A 19051-nucleotide genomic window follows, 5' to 3' on the forward strand; every position below is an offset into this window, starting at 1 on the left:
CCATGGCGCGACTCGCCCAGACCGCCGGTCTGACGGACATCCAGCAGGAGATCCTGTCCACCGTCCGGGACTTCGTGGACAAGGAGATCATCCCGGTCGCGACCGAGCTGGAGCACCGCGACGAGTACCCCCAGCAGATCGTCGACGGGCTGAAGGAGTTGGGCCTGTTCGGCCTGATGATCCCCGAGGAGTACGGGGGCCTGGGCGAATCGCTCCTGACGTACGCGCTGTGCGTGGAGGAGATCGCCCGCGGGTGGATGTCGGTGTCCGGCATCATCAACACGCACTTCATCGTGGCGTACATGCTCAAGCAGCACGGCACGCAGGAGCAGAAGGACCACTTCCTGCCGAGGATGGCGGCCGGCGACATCCGCGGCGCCTTCTCGATGTCGGAGCCGGCCCTCGGCTCGGACGTGTCGGCGATCACGTCGAAGGCGGTGAAGGACGGCGACGAGTACGTCCTGAACGGCCAGAAGATGTGGCTGACCAACGGCGGAACGTCGTCTCTGGTGGCCGTTCTGGTGCGAAGTGACGAAGGTCACCCCGAGGGCACCGCGCCCCACAAGTCGATGACGACCTTCCTCGTCGAGAAGGAGCCCGGCTTCGGCGAGGTCCGCCCCGGCCTCACCATCCCCGGCAAGATCGACAAGATGGGGTACAAGGGGGTCGACACCACCGAGCTCATCATGGATGGCCTGCGAATTCCCGCCGACCGCGTGCTCGGCGGGGTCACGGGCCGGGGCTTCTACCAGATGATGGACGGCGTCGAGGTCGGCCGCGTGAACGTGGCGGCGCGTGGCTGTGGCGTCGCTCAGCGTGCGTTCGAACTCGGCGTCCAGTACGCGCAGCAGCGTCACACCTTCGGGAAGCCGATCGCCCAGCACCAGGCGATCCAGTTCAAGCTGGCCGAGATGGCTACCAAGGTCGAGGCCGCGCATGCGATGATGGTGAACGCAGCACGCAAAAAGGACTCCGGAGAACGAAACGACCTTGAGGCTGGGATGGCGAAGTATCTCGCCTCCGAGTACTGCAAGGAGGTCGTGGAGGACGCCTTCCGGATCCACGGCGGCTACGGCTTCTCCAAGGAGTACGAGATCGAGCGCCTCTATCGTGAGGCACCGATGCTGCTGATCGGTGAAGGTACCGCCGAGATCCAGAAAATGATCATCGGCAGGCGGCTGCTCGAAGAGTATCGATTCCAGGGCTAGATGTCCGGATACGGGGTGTTTTCTTGGAGAAGAAGATCACACCCCGTCAGCACTCTTCGGCGGCCGACTCGGCTGCCTGGCTTACCCAGTTAGGGCCCCGAGCCGCTACGATCGCCGGAAAGCCGCCGTCCCCCGTCAGAGTGCGGCATCATCCGCTACGAAGGTCATCCATGCCCCACAGCCAAACCTCTGCACCTCGCGACAGCCGGGCCGGCGTACGCCTCGCGCGCGGAGCATCGCCGTGGCTCCTTCCGACCGTCGCCACCGCAGCCCTCAGCCTGGCCCGCGCCCGTCGCTCCGGCGCCGCCAAGGCCGTCGCCGTTCCCGCCACCGCGCTCGCGGCGGGGATGCTGTGGTTCTTCCGCGACCCCGAGCGCGAGATCACCCAGGGCCGGGTCATCTCGCCCGCCGACGGTGTGGTGCAGAGCATCATGCCGTGGAAGGACGGCCGCACTCGCGTCGCGATCTTCATGAGCCCGCTCAACGTCCACGTCAACCGCGCGCCGCTGGCCGGCACCGTGACGTCGGTCGAGCACGTGCCCGGTGGCTTCGTTCCCGCCTTCAACAAGGAGAGCGAGAACAACGAGCGTGTCGTCTGGCACTTCGACACCGAGCTCGGCGACATCGAGATGATCCAGATCGCCGGCGCGGTCGCCCGTCGCATCGTTCCCTACGTGCCCCAGGGCACCAAGGTCGAGCAGGGCGAGCGGATCGGCCTGATCCGCTTCGGCTCGCGGGTCGACCTCTACCTGCCCGAGGGTGTGGAGGTCGCGGTCGAGGTGGGGCAGAAGACCGTGGCTGGGGTGACTCGCATTGACCGTGATTGATCCCGACACCAAGGCCGGCTGGGTCCCGGAGGCCGACGAGGTCGACGAAGAAGAGGAAATGCCCCTCTCTCTTCGCCTGTCGATAGCGGACACCCTGACGCTCGGCAACGCCACGTGCGGCTTCATGGCGGTGTACTTCACCACCACCGGCATCCTGATCCCGGACCTCACCGGCAGCCAGGAGACCGGCATGGCGCGCAACAGCGCGGCCACGGCGGTCATCCTGATGCTGTGCGCGGCGGTCTTCGACCTGTTCGACGGCCTGGTGGCGCGCAAGCTGCGCTCCTCCCCCATGGGCGCCGAGCTGGACAACCTCTCCGACCTGATCAGCTTCGGCCTGGCGCCGGCGTACTTCGTCCTCGTGTACGGCATGGTGGCGGACGGCGCGTACCAGCGAGTGGCGGCGGTCGGGGCGATCGTCGTGCTCTTGGCGGTGGTGCTGCGGCTTGCGCGGTTCTCGTGCGTCACCGTGAAGGACGGCACGTTCCAGGGCATGCCGTCACCGTTCGGCGCGCTGACGGTCGTGTCGATCGTGCTGCTGGAGCTGCCGTTCGTGGCGACGCTGCTGGCGATCCTGGGTACGGCGTGGCTCATGGTGAGCCGGGTCGAGTACCCGAAGCCGCGGGGGCGGCTCGCGGTGGCGATGCTGTCGTGGATCGTGGTGGGCATGGGCATGATGGCGGCCTGGGCCTTCGACGCGCCGAGCGGACAGCTGCTGCTGCAGACGGGATGCGCGCTGCAGCTGGTCATGGGGGCGGTGATCCCGCTGTTCGCGACGGCCCGACGGGTGAACAACTTCCGTGACAATCGCCGCGAGGCGCGGGCGGCGCAGCTTCCGTAGCGACCGTACGACGAAGAAGGCCCCGAGCTGAGAGCTCGGGGCCTTCTTCGTGCCTGCGGCGACGGGAGCCGCCCGGCTCAGGTCAGGAAGTCCCGCCCGATCCGCTCCGCCACGCGCTCCAGGATCGGGCCCGCCTCGGCGATGCACTTCGCCACGTCCGGCTCCGCGTCCGTCAGGGGGTAGACCCGGCGGAAACCGGCCCGGCCCAGGACCTCCGGGGGCAGGGCGAGGCGGCCGCAGACCGCGACGACCTCCTTGCCCGCCGCACGGGCCGCCGCGGCGACGCCCGCCGGGGCCTTGCCGTGGAGGGTCTGTTCGTCGAGGGAGCCCTCGCCGGTGATCACCAGGTCGGCACCGTCCAGGGCGGGGGCGAAGCCCAGGACGTCGAGCATGACCTCGATGCCGGGGCGGAAGCGGGCGCCGAGCAGCAGGGCGCCGTAGCCGATGCCGCCCGCCGCGCCCGCGCCCGGCGAGGCGGCGTACGCGGCGGCCTTCGGTCCGGCCGACTCCTCCAGCACCTTCGCGAAGTGCGCGAGGGCGGCGTCCAGGGCCGCCACGTCGTCCGGCGAGGCGCCCTTCTGCGGGCCGTAGACCGCGGGCGCGCCCTTCGGGCCCGTCAGCGGGTTGTCCACGTCGCTCGCGAGGACCAGCTCGATCTCCGTCAGGCGCGGGTCGAGGGCCGAGAGGTCGGCGGTGGCCAGCTCGGCGAGGCCGCCTCCGCCCGGGGGGACCGGCTCGCCGCGCCCGTCCAGAAAGCGCGCGCCCAGCGCAGACAGCATCCCGGCGCCGCCGTCCGTGGTGGCGCTGCCGCCGACGCCGAAGACGATCGTGCGGGCGCCCGCGTCCAGTGCGGCCCGCAGCAGCTCGCCGGAGCCGTACGTGGAGGCCGTGAGCGGTGCGAAGACCCCGGCGGGCAGCCGCTGGAGTCCGCTCGCCTCGGCCATCTCCACGACCGCGGTGTGCTCACGCAGCGCGAACCCCGCCGTCACCTCGTCGCCGAGCGGACCGGCGACCCGCACCTCCCGGCGCTCGAACCCGGCCGCGACCGCCGCGGCCACGGTCCCGTCGCCGCCGTCGGCCACGGGCAGCGCCTCGACCTCGACGTCCGGTACGGCCCGGCGCAGCCCGGCCGTCACGCGCTCGGCGACCTCCACGGCCGTCAGCGACCCCTTGAACTTGTCCGCGGCGACGAGCACCCGCCGTGCCTTCCGGGTATCGCTCACTGCAGCGTCCGTCACTTGCACTCCCCTTGCTCTCCGGGCCCTCACGCACGTCAAGGCCAGTCGCGCCGCAGCGACCTTAACCGCAGGACACCCCGCCCGTCAGCTCCTTCCCACCCCGTGGACCGAGGCCCTCAGGGGCGCGGGGAACTGCGCGACCAACCACGACGCACCGGCAGCCGCGAGCACACCGCAGTCCCCGCCCCTCAGGCGCCCCGAAAACGGGTAGACCTTAACCATGCCCCCAGCGCACCCCCAGGCAGACCTCCCCAACCGCATCCTCGGCGGCTGGCAGGGCCGCATCGCGGGCAACATGCTCGGCAAACCGGTCGAGCAGGGCGAGGTCTGGACCCGCGACCGCATCGACCGCTACCTGCGCCAGGCCGCCGCCCTGCCGCTGACCGACTACCTCCCCGAGCCGATCAGCGAACACGACGGCTTCGAGCTGCGCCCCGAATGGCGCCAGTGCGTGCGCGGCCGCATCCACGGCAGTTGCCGTGACGACGACGTCGACTACGCGATCCTCGGCCTGGATCTGCTGGAGACCCACGGCTTCGGCTTCAGCACCGAGCAGGTCGGCGACCTGTGGCTGCTGCGGCTGCCGTACCTCCAGACGTTCACCGCCGAGCGGGCCGCGTACCGCAATCTCGCCAATGGGCTGAAGCCGCCGCTGACGGCGACGTACGACAACCCGTACCAGGAGTGGATCGGGGCGCTGATCAGAGCCGACATCTACGGCTGGACCTGCCCGGGCCTGCCCCGCCGGGCCGCCTCACTGGCCCGGCGGGACGCGGTGCTGTCGCACACCGGCAACGGGGTGTACGGGGCGATGTGGGCGGCGGCGCTGATCGCGGCGGCCTTCACGGCGCCCACCGTGCGGCACGCGATCGACGAGGCCCTGGCCCTGATCCCGGCGAGCAGCCGCCTGGCCCGCACGGTGCGACGGGTCGTCTCCCTCCACGACACCCGCATGTCCTGGGAGGACACGCTCACCACGCTCACCGAGGAGACGGCCGGGATGGGCTGGATCCACACGGTCCCGAACGCCGCCGTCCTCACCGCCGGCCTGCTCTACGGCGACGGCGACTTCACCCGCACCATCGCCCTGACCGTCCGCGGCGGGCTGGACACCGACTCCAACGGCGCGACGGCGGGGTCGGTGGCGGGGGTGTTCGGCGGGGCCGCGGCCATTCCGGAGCAGTGGACTGTCCCGCTGGAGGACACGGTCCGCAGCGCGGTGTTCGGCTTCGACGGGGTGCGGATCAGCGAGCTGGCGGAGCGGACGCTGCGGCTGGCGGAGCAGGAGGCCTGAGGTCTGCTGCGTCTTCCCCCGCGGCTGAGCCGTCATCGGGTGGTTACCCTGCCCCCATGACCACCTCTTCTGACTTCGCCGCCTACATCGCGTCCCTGCCCCGCGTCCTGGCCGGCGCCGCCGCGCTGTTCCGGGACGGGGAGGGCCGGGTGCTGCTCGTCGAGCCCAACTACCGGGAGGGCTGGGCGCTGCCCGGCGGCACGATCGAGTCCGACGACGGCGAGACGCCGCGGCAGGGCGCGCGGCGCGAGACGGCGGAGGAGATCGGGCTGGACCGTGAGCTGGGCCGGCTGCTGACGGTGGACTGGGTGCACGGCACGGGGCGTCCGCCGCTGGTGTCGTACCTGTACGACGGCGGGGTGCTCGGCGAGGACGAGTTCAAGGCGATCCGGCTCCAGGAGGAGGAACTGCTGTCCTGGCGGCTGGTCCCGCGCGAGGAGCTGACCGAGTATCTGCCGGGCGCCCTCGGCCGCCGTGTCCTGGCCGCCCTGGACGTCCTGGCGGACGGCTCGGGCACGGCGGAGCTGGAGAACGGGCACCGGGTGTCCTGACCGGCTCCGCCCGTTCACCCGCCGCCGTCCTGTTCGATAACCGCTCGCCGCTGTCGTACGGCCCGTCCTACCCTCGGTGCCATGGCCAAGCCCCTCGTCGCGCTCCTCACCGGCGCCGGTATCAGCACGGACTCCGGGATCCCGGACTACCGCGGGCCGAACGGGCTCTGGCGGCGGGACCCGGAGGCCGAGAAGCTCGTCACGTACGAGTACTACATGGCCGACCCGGAGATCCGGCGCCGCTCCTGGCGGATGCGGCGCGAGAACCGGGCCCTCCAGGCGGAGCCCAACGCCGCGCACCGGGCGGTGGCCGAACTGGAGCGGTCCGGGGTGCCCGTCCGGGTGATCACGCAGAACGTCGACGGGCTGCACCAGCTCGCCGGGATGCCCGACCGCAAGGTCCTCGAACTGCACGGCACGGCCCGGAGTGTCGTGTGCACCGGCTGCCACGCCCGCGGCTCGATGGAGGACGCGCTCGCACGGGTCGAGGCCGGTGAGGACGACCCGCCGTGCCTGGAGTGCGGCGGCGTCCTGAAGTCGGCGACGGTGATGTTCGGCGAGCGGCTCGACCCCGTGGTCCTCGGCGAGGCGGCCGCCATCAGCAAGGCCTGCGAGGTGTTCGTCGCCGTCGGTACGAGCCTCCAGGTCCAGCCCGCGGCCGGCCTCGCCGGTATCGCCGCCGACCACGGCGCCCGGCTCGTCATCGTCAACGCCGAGCCGACGCCGTACGACGACCGTGCCGACGAGATCGTCCGCGAGCCCATCGGCACGGCGCTGCCGGAGCTGTTGCGCGGTCTCACGGACGAGACGCCGCCAGCAGGTCCTCCAGGCGCGTGAGCGCGTCGCGGCCCTGGTCGCGTTCGGCTTCGGTGAGGTCGAGCGCGGCGGCCCGGGCGAGGGCGGTCGCCGCCGTCTCCTCGTCGCCGAGTCGTCCCGCGATGTCCGCGCGCAGGACGAGGAGCTGAAGCAGCTGTACGCGCGTCGGCGTCTCGTCCGGCAGACGCAGAACCCGGTCGACGACCTTGGCGGCGCCCGCCGCATCCCCCTTGGAGTCCGCCAGGAGCGACGCGTGGTGCAGGGCCCGCGCGAAGGTCTCCTCGGGGGCGGGCCCGTGGTGCCGCTCCTCGCCCGTGCGCTGCCCGACCCGGATGCAGTTGCCGCCCGGGTCGGTCATGAGGAACTGCCGCACGCCGTACGACATGTCCTTGAGCGGCCCGACCCGCGGCAGGCCCCGGGTGGGGATCCTCCCGTACGCGGCCTTGAGCCCGGCCCGGAACGCCTGGTACAGGCCGTCGACGTCGTCGGTCAGGACGTAGCAGGTGCTGATCGAGCCGGTCGGCTCGTAGTGCTTCATCGCGAAGAACTGCAGCTCGATGCCGCCGTGTTCGACGACCGCGTACGGGTTCGGGCTGCGCTGCTGGTACGTCACCTCGAAGCCGAGGGCGGTGTAGAACTCGAGGACGGGTGGGAGGGTCTGGCACGGCAGGATCGGGATCGTCTTCTCCGGCATGACCGCAGTCTAGTCAAGTTTGACCAGCCGGGGGGGGCTAGAAGAGTGCGGCACCCCGCTCGAAGTCCAGCAGGCGCTGCTTGCGTTCCAGCCCGCCCCCGTATCCCGTGAGGCCGCCGTTCGCGCCGATGACGCGGTGGCAGGGGACGATGATGCCGATGGGGTTGCGGCCGTTGGCGAGGCCGACCGCGCGGGAGGCCGTGGGGGTGCCAAGCGCGTCGGCGAGTTGGCCGTAGGTGCGGGTCTCGCCGTAGGGGATGCGGCGCAGTTGGTCCCAGACGCGGCACTGGAACGGGGTGCCGGTCAGGCGGAGTTCGACCGTGAACTCCTTGAGCTCGCCCGCGAAGTAGGCCTTCAGTTGTTCCTCCGTCTCGGCGAAGAAGGTGTCGTCGCGCAGGCCGAAGGTCTCCTCCGGGGGGCGGTGGCGTTGGTCGGTCATGTAGAGGCCGCACAGCACACCGTCGTCGGCGACGAGGGTGAGGGGGCCGTAGGGGCTGTCGGTCACGGTGTGGTGCTTCATGAACGTCCCTATACCGGTAGGAAGTTGATCGGGTGGCTGTCGGTCGCCCAGAGGTACTGGACGGCGTAGGCCCGCCAGGGGCGCCAGGCCGCCGCGCGGGCGGTGAGCGCGGCGGGCGTGGAGGGCAGGCCGAGTTCCTTGGCGGCGCGGCGGATGCCGAGGTCGGTGGGGAGGAAGGCGTCGGGGTCGCCGAGGCCGCGCATGGCGATGACGTCGGCCGTCCAGGGACCGAACCCGGGCAGGGCGAGGAGCTGGGCGCGAGCCTGCGGCCAGTCGCTCTCCACTCCCAGGTGGAGGTCGCCGTCGGCGAGCCGGCGGACCAGGGTGGTGAAGGTCGTGCGGCGCGTGCGGGGCATCGCCAGGGTCTCCGGGTCCAGCACCGCGAGGGCCTCGGGGGCAGGGAACAGATGGGTGAGGCCGCCCTCGGGGTCGTCGACCGGTTCGCCGTGCGCGGTGACCAGGCGGGCCGCGTGGGTGCGGGCGGCGGCGGTGGAGACCTGCTGGCCGAGCACGGCCCGGACGGCGAACTCCGCCTCGTCCACCGTGCGCGGGACGCGCCGGCCGGGCGCCTTGTCGACCAGCGGCGCCAGGACCGGGTCCGTGCGCAGTTGCTCGTCGATCGCGACCGGGTCCGCGTCCAGGTCGAGCAGACGGCGGCAGCGGCTGATGGCGACGGTCAGATCGCGCAGGTCGCTGAGGGTGAGGCGGCAGGCGATGTGGTCGGGGGTGGGCGTGAGGGCGACGATGCCGTGGCCGTAGGGCAGGCGGAGCGTGCGCCGGTAGGAGCCGTCGCGCCACTCCTCCACCCCGGGTACGGCCGTGGCGGCGAGATGGCCGAAGAGGTTGTCGGGGTTGAGCGGGGTGCGGAACGGCAGCCGCAGCGACAGCGCGCCGGGCGTGATCGCGCCCTGCCGCTTCGGGACCCGGGCGCGCAGCTCGCTCGGGGCGAGGGCGAAGACCTCGCGGACGGTGTCGTTGAAGGTGCGGATCGAGGCGAAGCCGGCGGCGAAGGCGATCTGCGCCATCGGCAGGGTCGTCGTCTCGATGAGGAGCCGGGCCGTCTGGGCCCGCTGGGCGCGGGCGAGCGCGAGGGGCCCCGCGCCCAGTTCGGCGAGCAGCTGACGCTCGACCTGCCGGGTGCTGTAGCCGAGCCGGGCGGCGAGGCCGGGCACGCCCTCGCGGTCCACGGCACCGTCGGCGATCAGCCGCATGGCGCGGGCCACGAGGTCGGCGCGCTGGTTCCACTCCGGGGAGCCGGGGCTGGTGTCGGGCCGGCAGCGCTTGCAGGCCCGGAACCCGGCCTGCTGGCAGGCCGCCGCGCTCGGGTGGAAGACCATGTTCTCCGGCTTGGGCGGCACGACCGGGCAACTGGGACGGCAGTAGATGCCGGTCGTCAGGACGGCCGTGAAGAACCATCCGTCGAACCGGGCGTCCTTCGACTGGACAGCGCGCACGCAGCGCTCGGTGTCGGTGTGCATCCCCATCTGCATGCGTCCAGCATCCGGCACCGGAGGGGGCCGGGCTGGCGAGAATCCGACATCGACGTGCCCGGGCGGCGCCCACCGGAGACCACGGGAGCCAGTATGGATGAATATCCATTCATGTGTTTGTGGGCGCCCGGTACGATGACGTCATGGGTCATGGAGCCGTCATCCCCGCGCAGGACGCCACCGAGCGCGTACGCCTGGACGCGGACAACGTCGCGAAGGTCGCCACCACGCTCCAGGCCCTGTCCACACCCTCCCGGCTGCTGATCCTGGCGCGGCTGAGGGAAGGCCCGCTGCCGGCCACCGAGTTGGCCGCCGAGGTGGGCATGGAGCAGTCGGCCTGCTCGCACCAGCTGCGGCTGCTGCGCAATCTGGGCCTGGTCGTCGGTGAGCGGCAGGGCCGTTCCGTCGTCTACGCGCTGCACGACCACCATGTCGCCGAGCTGCTCGACCAGGCCGTCTACCACGTGGAGCATCTGCGCCTGGGCATCAGCGACGCCGCCGACTGAGGCGGCGCCGCCGTCCCACGCGGGGTTCTCAGTCGGTGGCCGTCGGCCGCCTCGACGCCGCCATCGCCTCGCTCACGCGCGTCAGCGGACGCAGCCGGTAGGTGTAGGCGTAGTCGCGGTTGGCGAGGAGCTTGAACTCGTCGTGGGTGTGGGCGCCCCAGCTGTTGTCGCCGCCCACGCCCATCTGACGGTGGTTGACCCGGAGGACCACCGCGTCCCTGGGGTTGAGCTGGTAGTCGTGGCGGGCGCCGACCGACAGGTCCTCGGGGGTGACGTGCGAGGCGTTGACCTCCACCAGCGGCTCACCGCAGACGAGCAGTCCGCGTCCGCTGCCGTCGGTCAGCGCGGCCCAGCGGACGTCGGTCTTGTTGCCGTTCTCCTGGGGGCGCAGGTAGGAGGTCCACTGGCCGGAGACGGTGCCGGAGTACAGACCCACGTCGGTGGCGTTGTTGCGGTCCCACATGTTCTCCTCCGGGCCCCGGCCGTAGTAGTGCAGCCGGTCCAGGCGGCGGGGCAGGAACAGCAGGGTGCCGACCTCGGGGATGTAGGGCAGGTTCGACGCTCCCGGGTGCAGGGTGTTGTCGACCTTGATCTCGCCGTTGCCGAACACCGTGTACGTCGTGCTGTACGTGGACTCCGTGCTGGTGGGCAGCGTGCCGGTGAACGTGACCTCGACGGCCCGGTCGTCCAGGGGCCGGACCCGTACGTCCGCCACCTTCCGCCTGGCTCCCGCGTCGCGCCACGTCTGGTTGCGGGTGTGGTGGCCGTTGCCCCGGTCGTTGTCGGTGGGCGCCCGCCAGAAGTTCGGGACGGGGCCGGAGGTGATGAGCTTGGTGCCGCCCGCCTCGTACGAGGTGATGGTGCCGGTGCTCTTGTCGACGGTGACCGAGAAGCCCTTGCCCTTGACGGTGACGGCCTCCTCCCGGTCGGTGTACCGCAGGGCGGGGACGCTGCGCAGCGGCAGGGGCGTCACGGCCGGGCTGTCCGTGTCGAGGGCGAGCTGCTGCTTGGCCACCTCGAAGCCGGCCTTCGCCCACTTGGTGGACTCTTTGGTGGTGAAAGAGAGCTGGAGGAAGTACTCCGTGCCCGCTGCGGGCTTCGCCGGCAGCCGCACCGGCACCTTGATGTCCTTGCTCGTCAGCGGCGCGATGTTCAGCTGGTCGCGGGACAGCCGGCCGCGCTGGACGACCTTGCCGTCGGCGATGAGGGACCAACGGCCGTCGAACTCACGGAGGTTGGTGAAGAGGTACTCGTTGGTGAGGGTGACTGCGCCGGGGCCGCCGGAGGCCGGGGCGGCGTTGATCGCCTGGTAGATCTGCTTGACCTCGGCGGACTTGCCGGTGAGGGTGCGGTCGGGCAGGACGATGCCGTCACCGGCGAAGGCGCCGTCGTTGGGGTTGTCGCCCCAGTCGCCGCCGTAGGCGTAGAACGTCTTGTCGCGCGGGCGCTTCTCGGTGAAGCCCACGGTGGCGGCGTCGAACCAGAAGCGCACGCCCTCGTCGTCCGGGCCGCGGCTGTCCGAGGCCAGCTCGGCGGCGCTCAGCGCGCGGGCGTACACGCGGGCCCGCCGGACGGTGCCGCTGAACTCCCGGGTCGGGTTGTCGACGTCGGTGGCGAGCGCGAGGGACGCGGTGTTGTTGCCGGGGCGCCGCGTGGTGGTCCGGGTGCCGCGCACCTGTCCGTCGACGTACAGGGTGAGCGTCCCCGCGTCCGCGTCGAAGACGCCGGCGACGTGGTGCTCCTTGCCCGTCCAGCCCTCGGGCAGCGCCCAGCTCGCGGTGACCCACTGGCCGCCGCCGTGGATGAAGAACTCCAGGTTCTTGTCGGTCTGTTTGAGGGCGTACTGGGTGTCGCCCTTGGCGATGAGGGGCTGGTGCCCGCCGGTCACGCGCGGGGTGACCCAGGCCTCGAGCGTGAGGGAGCCGGTGAGGTCGAGGCGGGCGTCGCGGGGGAAGACGGTGCCGCCGGAGACGCCCTTCGCGCGGTCGAAGCCGGCGGCGGGTGCGATGACCTCGCCGCGCAGTGCCCCCGGGCCGGACTCGGTCAGCAGCTTGCGGGTCGGGGTAGGCCAGCTCAGGGCCTGGTCGACGAAGTCCCAGATCCAGCCGCCCTGGAGGACGTCGTAGCGGCGGACGATGTCCCAGTACTTCTTGAAGTTGCCGTTGGAGTTCCCCATCCCGTGCGAGTACTCGATCATCACGTACGGCCGGGTGTCGCTGGTGTCCTTGGCGCGCTGCTCGACCCGCTGCGGGCTGTCGTACATCTCGGAGCGGATGTCGCTGATGCCCGGGCGGTCGTCGCCCTCGTACTGGATGACGCGGGTGGGGTCGTAGGAGCGGATCCAGTCGTACATGGCGTTGAACGTCGTGCCGCCGCCCGCCTCGTTGCCGAGGGACCAGATGACCACCGAGGCGTGGTTCTTGTCGCGGTGGACCATGTTCTGGGCGCGGACCACGCACGCCTCGGTCCACTCGGGGTGGCCGCTGCCGGGGTACTCGTCGCGGATGCCGTGAGTTTCGAGGTTGGTCTCGTCCACGAGGTACAGGCCGTACTCGTCGGCGAGTTCCAGCCACAGCGGGTTGTTGGGGTAGTGCGAGGTGCGGACGCTGTTGATGTTGAGCCGCTTGATGATCTCGATGTCCTCGATCATCTGCGCCCGGGTGAGCGCCGAGCCGGTTTCCGGGTGCATCTCGTGCCGGTTGGTGCCGCGGAAGGAGACCGGCTTGCCGTTGATGCGCATCAGGCCGTCCTTGAGCGCGAACTCGCGGAAGCCGACCCGGTGCGAGAGCGTCTCGACGACCTTGCCGGACGGGTCGCGCAGGCGCAGCACGGCGGTGTAGAGGTTCGGGTGCTCGGCCGACCAGAGCTTCGGCGAGGGGACGGCTCTGGACGCCTCGGCGGTGGCCTCGTCACCGTCCGGGACGTCGACCGGTTGGTTCAGCGGCCGCGACCAGACGGCGTGGCCGCGCGCGTCGTAGAGCTGGGTCTCGACGGTGTAGCGGCCCGCGCCCTTGCCGCCGTAGTCGCGGACGTGCGCCGTGACCTTGAGTTCGGCGGAGGTGTAGTCGTCGCCGAGCGGGGTGTCCAGCTTGAAGTCACGCAGGTGCACGTTCGGGGTGGAGTACAGGTGGACCGAGCGGAAGATGCCGCTCAGCCGGATCATGTCCTGGTCCTCCAGCCAGTCCGCGTCCGAGTAGCGGTACACCTCGACGGCGATGTGGTTGGTGCCCGGCTTGAGGTGGCGGGTGATGTCGTACTCGGCGGACGTGTAGGAGTCCTCGTGGTAGCCCACCAGCTCGCCGTTGATCCACACGTAGTGGGCGGACTTGACGCCCTCGAAGTGCAGGAAGGTGCGCCGGCCCGACCAGTTCCGGGGGACGGTGAACGTACGGCGGTACTGGCCGACGGGGTTGTAGCGGGTCGGGGCGGCGGGCGGCTGGGCCTCCTCGCCGCCGCCGTTGGGTCCCCACCAGGGGTAGGTGATGTTGACGTAGATCGGGAAGTCGTAGCCGTGCAGCTGCCAGGCCGAGGGCACGGGGATGGTATCCCAGCCGGAGTCGTCCACGTCGGTGCGGTAGAAGTCGGTGTCCCGGTCGTCGGGGCGGTCGGCGTAGGCGAACTTCCACGTGCCGTCGAGGCTGAGCCGGTACGGCGAGCGGGTGCGGTCGCCGTCCAGCGCCTGCCCGAGGTCGGCGTACGGCATGAGCGTGGTGTGCGGCGGCTCGGTGCCCACGCGGTACACGGCCAGGCCGTCGTTCCACTCCGGAGGACCGTCCGCCGCCGGGCGCCGGGCCGCCGCCTGCGCGGCGGCGGGCGACGCGGACAGGGCGAGCGCGCCGAGCACGGCGGCGCCCCCTTCGAGCAGGCGGCGACGGCTGACGACGGGCCGGTCGGCGGGGGACGAGAGCGGGTGCGGCATGACCGTGGCCTTCCTCGGTTCGACAGGGTGCTGCACGGACTGAGGGCACGTCCGTTGCCGTCCCCAACTCCCTTGCTGGGTGTTTCTGTTGGGGCTCGTGCAACTGACGGTGACGGAGCAACTGCTGAGCAGGCACACCCTAGGACTCGAACACAATCGAAGCAATGACCCCATCGGACTTTGTGCGGTCCTGATGGTTCTCTCTCACCCCAGGCGCCTTCAGGCCCCGAGGAAGGTGAGCACCTCGCTCGTCAGCCGGGCGGGGGCGTCCAGCGGGACGAGGTGGCCGGACTCCGGGACGGGCACCAGCCGCGCGCCCGGGATGAGGGCGGCCAGCTCCTGGCCCTTGGCGAAGGGGATCCAGGTGTCCTCGGTGCCCCAGCAGACCGTCACCGGCAGGTCGAGCGTGGGATACAGCGGCTGGATGTCGTCGGTGTAGCGCTGGTCGGCCTGCGCGATCTGACGGTAGAAGGCGGCCTGGCCCCGCTCCCCCGTCCAGGGCCCCACGAGCGCGTCCAGCGCGGCGGGCCGCAGGCCGAGGTGGCTCGCGGACGTGACGTACTCGCGCACCAGCGCCTCGTGCAGCGCCGGCGGCAACTGCTCGAAGACGTGGCTGTGCTCCCCGACCAGCCGGAAGAAGGGAGAACCCCAGGGTTCCAGGGCCACCGGGTCGACCAGCGCGAGCCGCCGGTAACGGGCCCCGTGCAGCAGATGGGCGCGCAGGGCCACGCACCCGCCGAAGTCGTGCGCGACGACGGACGGCTCCTGAAGCCCCCAGTGCGCGAGCAGCTCGGTGAAGATCCGGCCCTGGGCCCCCAGCGAGACGTCCTGGTCCGGGTGCATGTCGGAGGTGCCGTAGCCCGCCATGTCCCACACGTGCACGAGGTGTCCGCCGGCGGCGAGCGACGGAGCGATCTCGTGCCACAAGTAGGAGGAGAAGGGCGTCCCGTGCAGCAGCACGACCGGCTCGCCGCCGGGCTCCCCGAACCGGTCCCAGCGCACGGTCCCCGACGTGGTGGCCAGGCTCTCCCGCAACGTCCAGTCAGCCAAGATCCCGCTCCCCGTCTCTCTGCATCGACCGGCGATTATTTGTCATTTCGGCGCGACAGTGTCGCTCCTCCGACCGTACTGTGACCTCATCGGACAGCCTGCGCAACGGATCTTGGCCGGACCTTTTGCCGCGCCGGAAGGAGCGGCTCGTATGAACGGGTATGCGCCCTCGGACCGGGACGCCGTCACGGCCGCGCCCGGTGGGCTGCTGGACCTGCTGAAGGTCGCGGCCGTGGTCCTGGACGACGGCGGGCACATCGCCCTGTGGAGCCCCGAGATCGAGCAACTGCTCGGCTACACCGCCGACGAGGCCCTGCGGCAGCGCGCCGACACGCTCCTGGTCGCGCCCGAGAACCGCACTCGGGGCAGGGAGCTGTTCGCCCAGGTCAGAGCGGGGGACCGCTGGGCCGGTGTCTTCCCGCTGCGGCACCGCGACGGCACGGAACGCGCCGTGGAGTTCCGCACGATGCGGCTCCTCGACAGCGAGGGCAGGCCCCACCTGCTGGGACTCGCCACGGACGCGACGACCGTACGGAAGGTGGAGCGGGACCTCGCCCTCTCGCACAGCCTCGTCAACCAGACCCCGCTCGGCATCGCCGTCTTCGACAACGACCTGCGCTGGGTCGGGGTCAACCCCGCGCTGGAGCGGATCAACGGGGTGCCCGAGGAGGCCTTGCTGGGCCGGCGCCTCGGCGAGGTGCTGCCGGGCCTGGACGTCGAGGCGATCGAGGCCCGGATGCGGCACGTCCTCAAGACCGGCAGGCCGCTGCTCGACCAGCAGACCATCGGCCGTACGGCGGCGGACGAACACGACCGCGCCTACTCGGAGTCGTACCACCGCATCGAGGACACCGACGGCCGGGTCCTCGGGCTCGCGATGGCCGTGCTGGACGTGACCGAGCGCCAGCAGGCCGCGGCCGAGGTCGCGCAGGCACGCCAGCACCTGTCGGTGATCGCCGAGGCCGGGGTGCGGATCGGCACCACGCTCGACCTCCAGCAGACCGCCCGGGAGCTGGCCGACGTGGTGGTGTCGCACCTGGCGGACCTGGCCGCCGTGGACGTCCTGGAGTCCGTCGTGGCCCGCGGCACCATCGTGCCGGTCACGGGCGGCGCGCCCGCGGAGTTCCGGGCGCTGGCCGTCGCGGCGGGCTACCCGACCGACGCCATCCACGCCGCCGACCCGGTCGGCGAGCTGGCGACCTACGCCTCGTCACGGATCATCACGCAGTGCGTCCGCAGGGCGCGCCCGGTCCTGGTCGAGCGCGTCGACCCGAAGATGATGCGGCGCATCGCCCGGGACGCGCGCGCCGCCCGGACCCTGCACGAGGCCGGCGCCCACTCCTACCTGGCGGTCCCGTTGGTGGCCCGGGGCAAGGTGCTCGGCACCCTCACCCTGTACCGCACGATCGACGAACGTCCGTTCGACGACCGGGATCAGGCGCTCGCCTCGGAGCTCGCCGCGCGCGCCGCGATCTGCATCGACAACGCCCGCCTCTACGGCCGGGAACGCGGCACGGCCCTGACACTCCAGCGCAGTCTGCTTCCGGCCACGCCCGCCGAGCAGGAGGGGCTCGACATCGCCGCCCGCTACCGCCCGGCGCTCAGCGAGGTCGGCGGCGACTGGTACGACGTGCTGCCGCTGGGCCCGGGACGCACCGGGCTCGTGGTGGGCGACGTCATGGGCAAGGGCGTCCAGGCCGCGGCGATCATGGGGCAGCTGAGCACGGCGACGCGGGCACTGGCCCGGCTGGACCTGCCGCCCGCCGAGCTGCTGCGGCACCTCGACGACATCGCCGGTTCGCTCGGCGACGCGATCGCCACGTGCGTGTACGCGGTGTGCGACCTGCGGGCCGGCGTCTGCTCACTGTCCAGCGCCGGTCATCTGCCGCCGGTACTCGCCGGGGCGAACGGCGGCGCGAAGCTCGTCGACGTGCCCGGCGGGGTGCCGCTGGGGGTGGGCGGCGTGGAGTTCGGCACCGTGGAGCTGGAGTTCGCTCCGGGCTCGCTGCTCGCCCTGTACACCGACGGGCTGGTCGAGAACCGCGCGGAGCCGATCGACACCGGTCTCACCCTGCTGACCCGCCTCCTGGAGAACGCCGGGCCCAGCCTGCAACGGGCCAGTGACAGCCTGCTCAGCGCGCTGAGCCCGGAGCCCGACGACGACGTCGCGCTGCTGCTGGTCCGCGCCCGTCCCTGAGCGCGCTCGGCGGCAACTGCTAGCATGCTTGTGTGAGTTACGTTTTCTACATCTGATCCGGGCCACCGGCTCCGCCCCTCGCATGCCCTGACGACCACGGGCCGAGGCGCAGGAAGCCGCGACGTCGCCCACGGCCCGCCCTGTTCGGGGCCGGCCGTCCGTCGGATCTGATGGCCCGCTCGCATCCCCGCCCGAACCGGGGGTGAGGTGTGCCTCCTTAACGAGGAAGAGAACGTGACCACCATTCATCTGCCTGCCCGCGACCGGGCCCAGCTGACCTGTACCGGCCTCCGCGTCGACCGCGGTGGCCGCACCGTGCTGCACGACGTCGAGATGAAGGTCTCCCCCGGATCGCGCTGGGGCGTCGTCGGCGAGAACGGCCGCGGCAAGTCGACCCTGTTGCACGCCCTGGCCGGCCTGCTGACCCCGGACGAGGGGACCTTGCACCGCGTGGGCACCCTCGCCCTGGCCGAGCAGGAGATGCCGGCCGAGGACGAGCGCACGGTCGGCGACTTCATCGACGAGTACCTGGCCGACGCCCGGGCCGCCCTGCGGGATCTGGACTCCGCCGCTCAAACCCTCGCGGCGCAGCGGCCCGGTGCCGAACAGGCCTATGCCGACGCCCTGGAGGCGGCGCGGACACTGGACGCCTGGGACGCCGACCGCCGGGTGGACGTGGCCCTGGACGGGCTGGGCGCGGTGCGCGACCGTGCCCGTCCCCTGGCCACGCTGTCGGTCGGCCAGCGCTACCGGATCCGGCTGGCCTGCCTGCTGGGCGCCGAGCACGACTTCCTGCTCCTGGACGAGCCCACCAACCACCTGGACCTGGCGGGTCTGGAATACCTCACCGCCAGGCTGCGCGCACACGCCGGAGGAGTCGTGGTGGTCAGCCACGACCGGGCGCTGCTCGAGGACGTGGCCACCACGATCCTCGACCTCGACCCGACCCGCGACGGCCGGCCGGGCGTGTACGGCGGCGGATACGCCGGCTACCGGGAGGGCCGCGAGGCCGAACTGGTGCGCTGGGAGGAGGAGTACGAGCAGCAGCGGACCGAGCACGTCCGTCTCCAGCAGGCCCTGTCGGAGGCGCAGAACCGGCTGAGCACCGGCTGGCGGCCGCCCAAGGGCACCGGCAAGCACCAGCGCGCCACCCGCGCCGGTGCCCTGGTGCGCTCCGTCCACCGGCGCCAGGAGGACCTGGACCGGCACCAGGTCACCGCGCCGGTGCCGCCGCAGCGTTTCTCGATGCCCGGCCTGCCCGCCCGGCCGGGCGTCGTCCTGCTGCGTACGGAGGAGGTGACGGTCGACGGGCGGCTGCACCACGCGACGAGCCTGTCGGTGACGTCCGGCGGCAGGCTCGCCGTCACCGGCCCCAACGGCGCGGGCAAGTCCACGCTCCTGTCCGTCCTGGCCGGTCGGCTCGCCCCGGACACGGGCCGGGTGCACCGGGCCCGCGAGGTGCGGCTGCGTCTGCTCGGGCAGGAGTCGCCGCGGGCCACGCACCGGCGGGTGCGTGACGTCTACGAGGCGCACACCGCACGCCTGGTCACGGCGGGCATCCTGGAGGAAGGCGAGGTCGTGGGGCTCGGCTCGCTGGGTCTGCTCACCTCGCGCGACGCCGGCAAGCCGGTGGCCGAGCTGTCGATGGGACAGCAGCGGCGCCTCGACCTGGCTATGGCGCTGGCCGCCCGCCCGCACGTCCTGCTGCTGGACGAGCCCACCAACCACCTGTCCATCGCCCTGGTCGACGAGCTCACCGAAGCGCTGCACAGCACGGAGGCGGCCGTCCTCCTGGCGACCCACGACCGCCGGATGCGGCGAGACATCGCCGACTGGCCGCACCTCGCGCTGGCGCGGCGCCGGCCGGCGGACCAGAGGGCGGGTGCGAGGGCATGAGATC

15 protein-coding genes are annotated in these 19051 nt (G+C 71.8%); 9 read left to right on the forward strand and 6 right to left on the reverse strand.

The genetic code is table 11. The features are described 5' to 3' along the window. The first annotated feature begins 2 nt into the window (after positions 1-2). The 3 genes from ACZ3I3_RS35855 (at position 3) to pssA (ending at position 2876) form a co-directional block, all read left to right on the forward strand. Complete coding sequence (locus tag ACZ3I3_RS35855) at positions 3-1208, forward strand: acyl-CoA dehydrogenase family protein (RefSeq protein WP_030242417.1); 1206 nt, start codon at positions 3-5, stop codon at positions 1206-1208. Positions 1209-1378: 170 nt separating this feature from the next. Continuing rightward, complete coding sequence (locus ACZ3I3_RS35860) at positions 1379-2035, forward strand: phosphatidylserine decarboxylase (RefSeq protein ID WP_010038789.1); 657 nt, start codon at positions 1379-1381, stop codon at positions 2033-2035. Between the two features lie 58 nt (positions 2036-2093). Next, positions 2094-2876 carry a CDP-diacylglycerol--serine O-phosphatidyltransferase gene (gene pssA / locus ACZ3I3_RS35865; RefSeq protein WP_356925499.1) on the forward strand — a complete coding sequence of 261 codons (783 nt, stop codon included), beginning with the start codon at positions 2094-2096 and terminating at the stop codon, positions 2874-2876. A 77-nt stretch (positions 2877-2953) separates the two neighbouring features. On the opposite strand, the gene ACZ3I3_RS35870 is transcribed toward pssA, so the two are convergent. Then, positions 2954-4072, reverse strand: a complete 1119-nt coding sequence (locus ACZ3I3_RS35870; RefSeq protein ID WP_467372030.1) for a glycerate kinase — start codon at positions 4070-4072, stop codon at positions 2954-2956. Between the two features lie 262 nt (positions 4073-4334). On the opposite strand from ACZ3I3_RS35870, the gene ACZ3I3_RS35875 reads away from it, so the two are divergent. The 3 genes from ACZ3I3_RS35875 (at position 4335) to ACZ3I3_RS35885 (ending at position 6796) form a co-directional block, all read left to right on the forward strand. Then, positions 4335-5408: an ADP-ribosylglycohydrolase family protein gene (locus ACZ3I3_RS35875; protein ID WP_467371995.1), complete on the forward strand. Its 1074-nt coding sequence runs from the start codon at positions 4335-4337 to the stop codon at positions 5406-5408. A 56-nt stretch (positions 5409-5464) separates the two neighbouring features. Continuing rightward, positions 5465-5959: an NUDIX domain-containing protein gene (locus ACZ3I3_RS35880; RefSeq protein ID WP_467371996.1), complete on the forward strand. Its 495-nt coding sequence runs from the start codon at positions 5465-5467 to the stop codon at positions 5957-5959. A gap of 81 nt (positions 5960-6040) precedes the next feature. Then, positions 6041-6796, forward strand: a complete 756-nt coding sequence (locus ACZ3I3_RS35885; protein WP_467371997.1) for an SIR2 family NAD-dependent protein deacylase — start codon at positions 6041-6043, stop codon at positions 6794-6796. Here ACZ3I3_RS35885 and ACZ3I3_RS35890 read toward each other — a convergent pair. From ACZ3I3_RS35890 to ACZ3I3_RS35900, 3 genes are read right to left on the reverse strand one after another with little or no spacing between them, the layout of a single operon-like run. Beyond that, entirely contained in the window at positions 6756-7469 is a 714-nt protein-coding gene (locus ACZ3I3_RS35890; protein WP_467371998.1) for a bleomycin resistance protein, read from the reverse strand. The two genes, ACZ3I3_RS35885 and ACZ3I3_RS35890, sit on opposite strands and share 41 nt — an antisense overlap. Positions 7470-7506: 37 nt before the next feature. Continuing rightward, on the reverse strand, positions 7507-7989 hold the full coding sequence (locus ACZ3I3_RS35895) for a methylated-DNA--[protein]-cysteine S-methyltransferase (protein ID WP_467371999.1): 483 nt from the start codon (positions 7987-7989) through the stop codon (positions 7507-7509). Between the two features lie 8 nt (positions 7990-7997). Then, a complete protein-coding gene (locus ACZ3I3_RS35900) occupies positions 7998-9467 on the reverse strand; it encodes an AlkA N-terminal domain-containing protein (RefSeq protein WP_467372031.1) in 1470 nt (489 codons plus the stop codon). A 155-nt stretch (positions 9468-9622) separates the two neighbouring features. Between ACZ3I3_RS35900 and ACZ3I3_RS35905 the strand changes: the two genes are divergently transcribed. Next, the gene (locus ACZ3I3_RS35905) at positions 9623-9985 is read left to right on the forward strand and encodes an ArsR/SmtB family transcription factor (RefSeq protein ID WP_020274584.1); all 363 of its coding nucleotides are present in this window, start codon (positions 9623-9625) and stop codon (positions 9983-9985) included. Positions 9986-10013: 28 nt separating this feature from the next. On the opposite strand, the gene ACZ3I3_RS35910 is transcribed toward ACZ3I3_RS35905, so the two are convergent. Beyond that, positions 10014-13904 carry a glycoside hydrolase family 2 TIM barrel-domain containing protein gene (locus ACZ3I3_RS35910; protein ID WP_467372000.1) on the reverse strand — a complete coding sequence of 1297 codons (3891 nt, stop codon included), beginning with the start codon at positions 13902-13904 and terminating at the stop codon, positions 10014-10016. A 219-nt stretch (positions 13905-14123) separates the two neighbouring features. After that, complete coding sequence (locus ACZ3I3_RS35915) at positions 14124-14954, reverse strand: alpha/beta fold hydrolase (protein WP_467372001.1); 831 nt, start codon at positions 14952-14954, stop codon at positions 14124-14126. A gap of 151 nt (positions 14955-15105) precedes the next feature. On the opposite strand from ACZ3I3_RS35915, the gene ACZ3I3_RS35920 reads away from it, so the two are divergent. Both ACZ3I3_RS35920 and ACZ3I3_RS35925 read left to right on the forward strand, forming a co-directional pair. Then, positions 15106-17151, forward strand: coding sequence for a SpoIIE family protein phosphatase (locus ACZ3I3_RS35920; RefSeq protein ID WP_467372002.1), 2046 nt, complete (start codon positions 15106-15108; stop codon positions 17149-17151). A gap of 234 nt (positions 17152-17385) precedes the next feature. After that, on the forward strand, positions 17386-19047 hold the full coding sequence (locus ACZ3I3_RS35925; RefSeq protein ID WP_467372003.1) for an ABC-F family ATP-binding cassette domain-containing protein: 1662 nt from the start codon (positions 17386-17388) through the stop codon (positions 19045-19047). Positions 19048-19051: the final 4 nt, after the last annotated feature.

Source organism: Streptomyces sp. NPDC016851 (assembly GCF_055562795.1).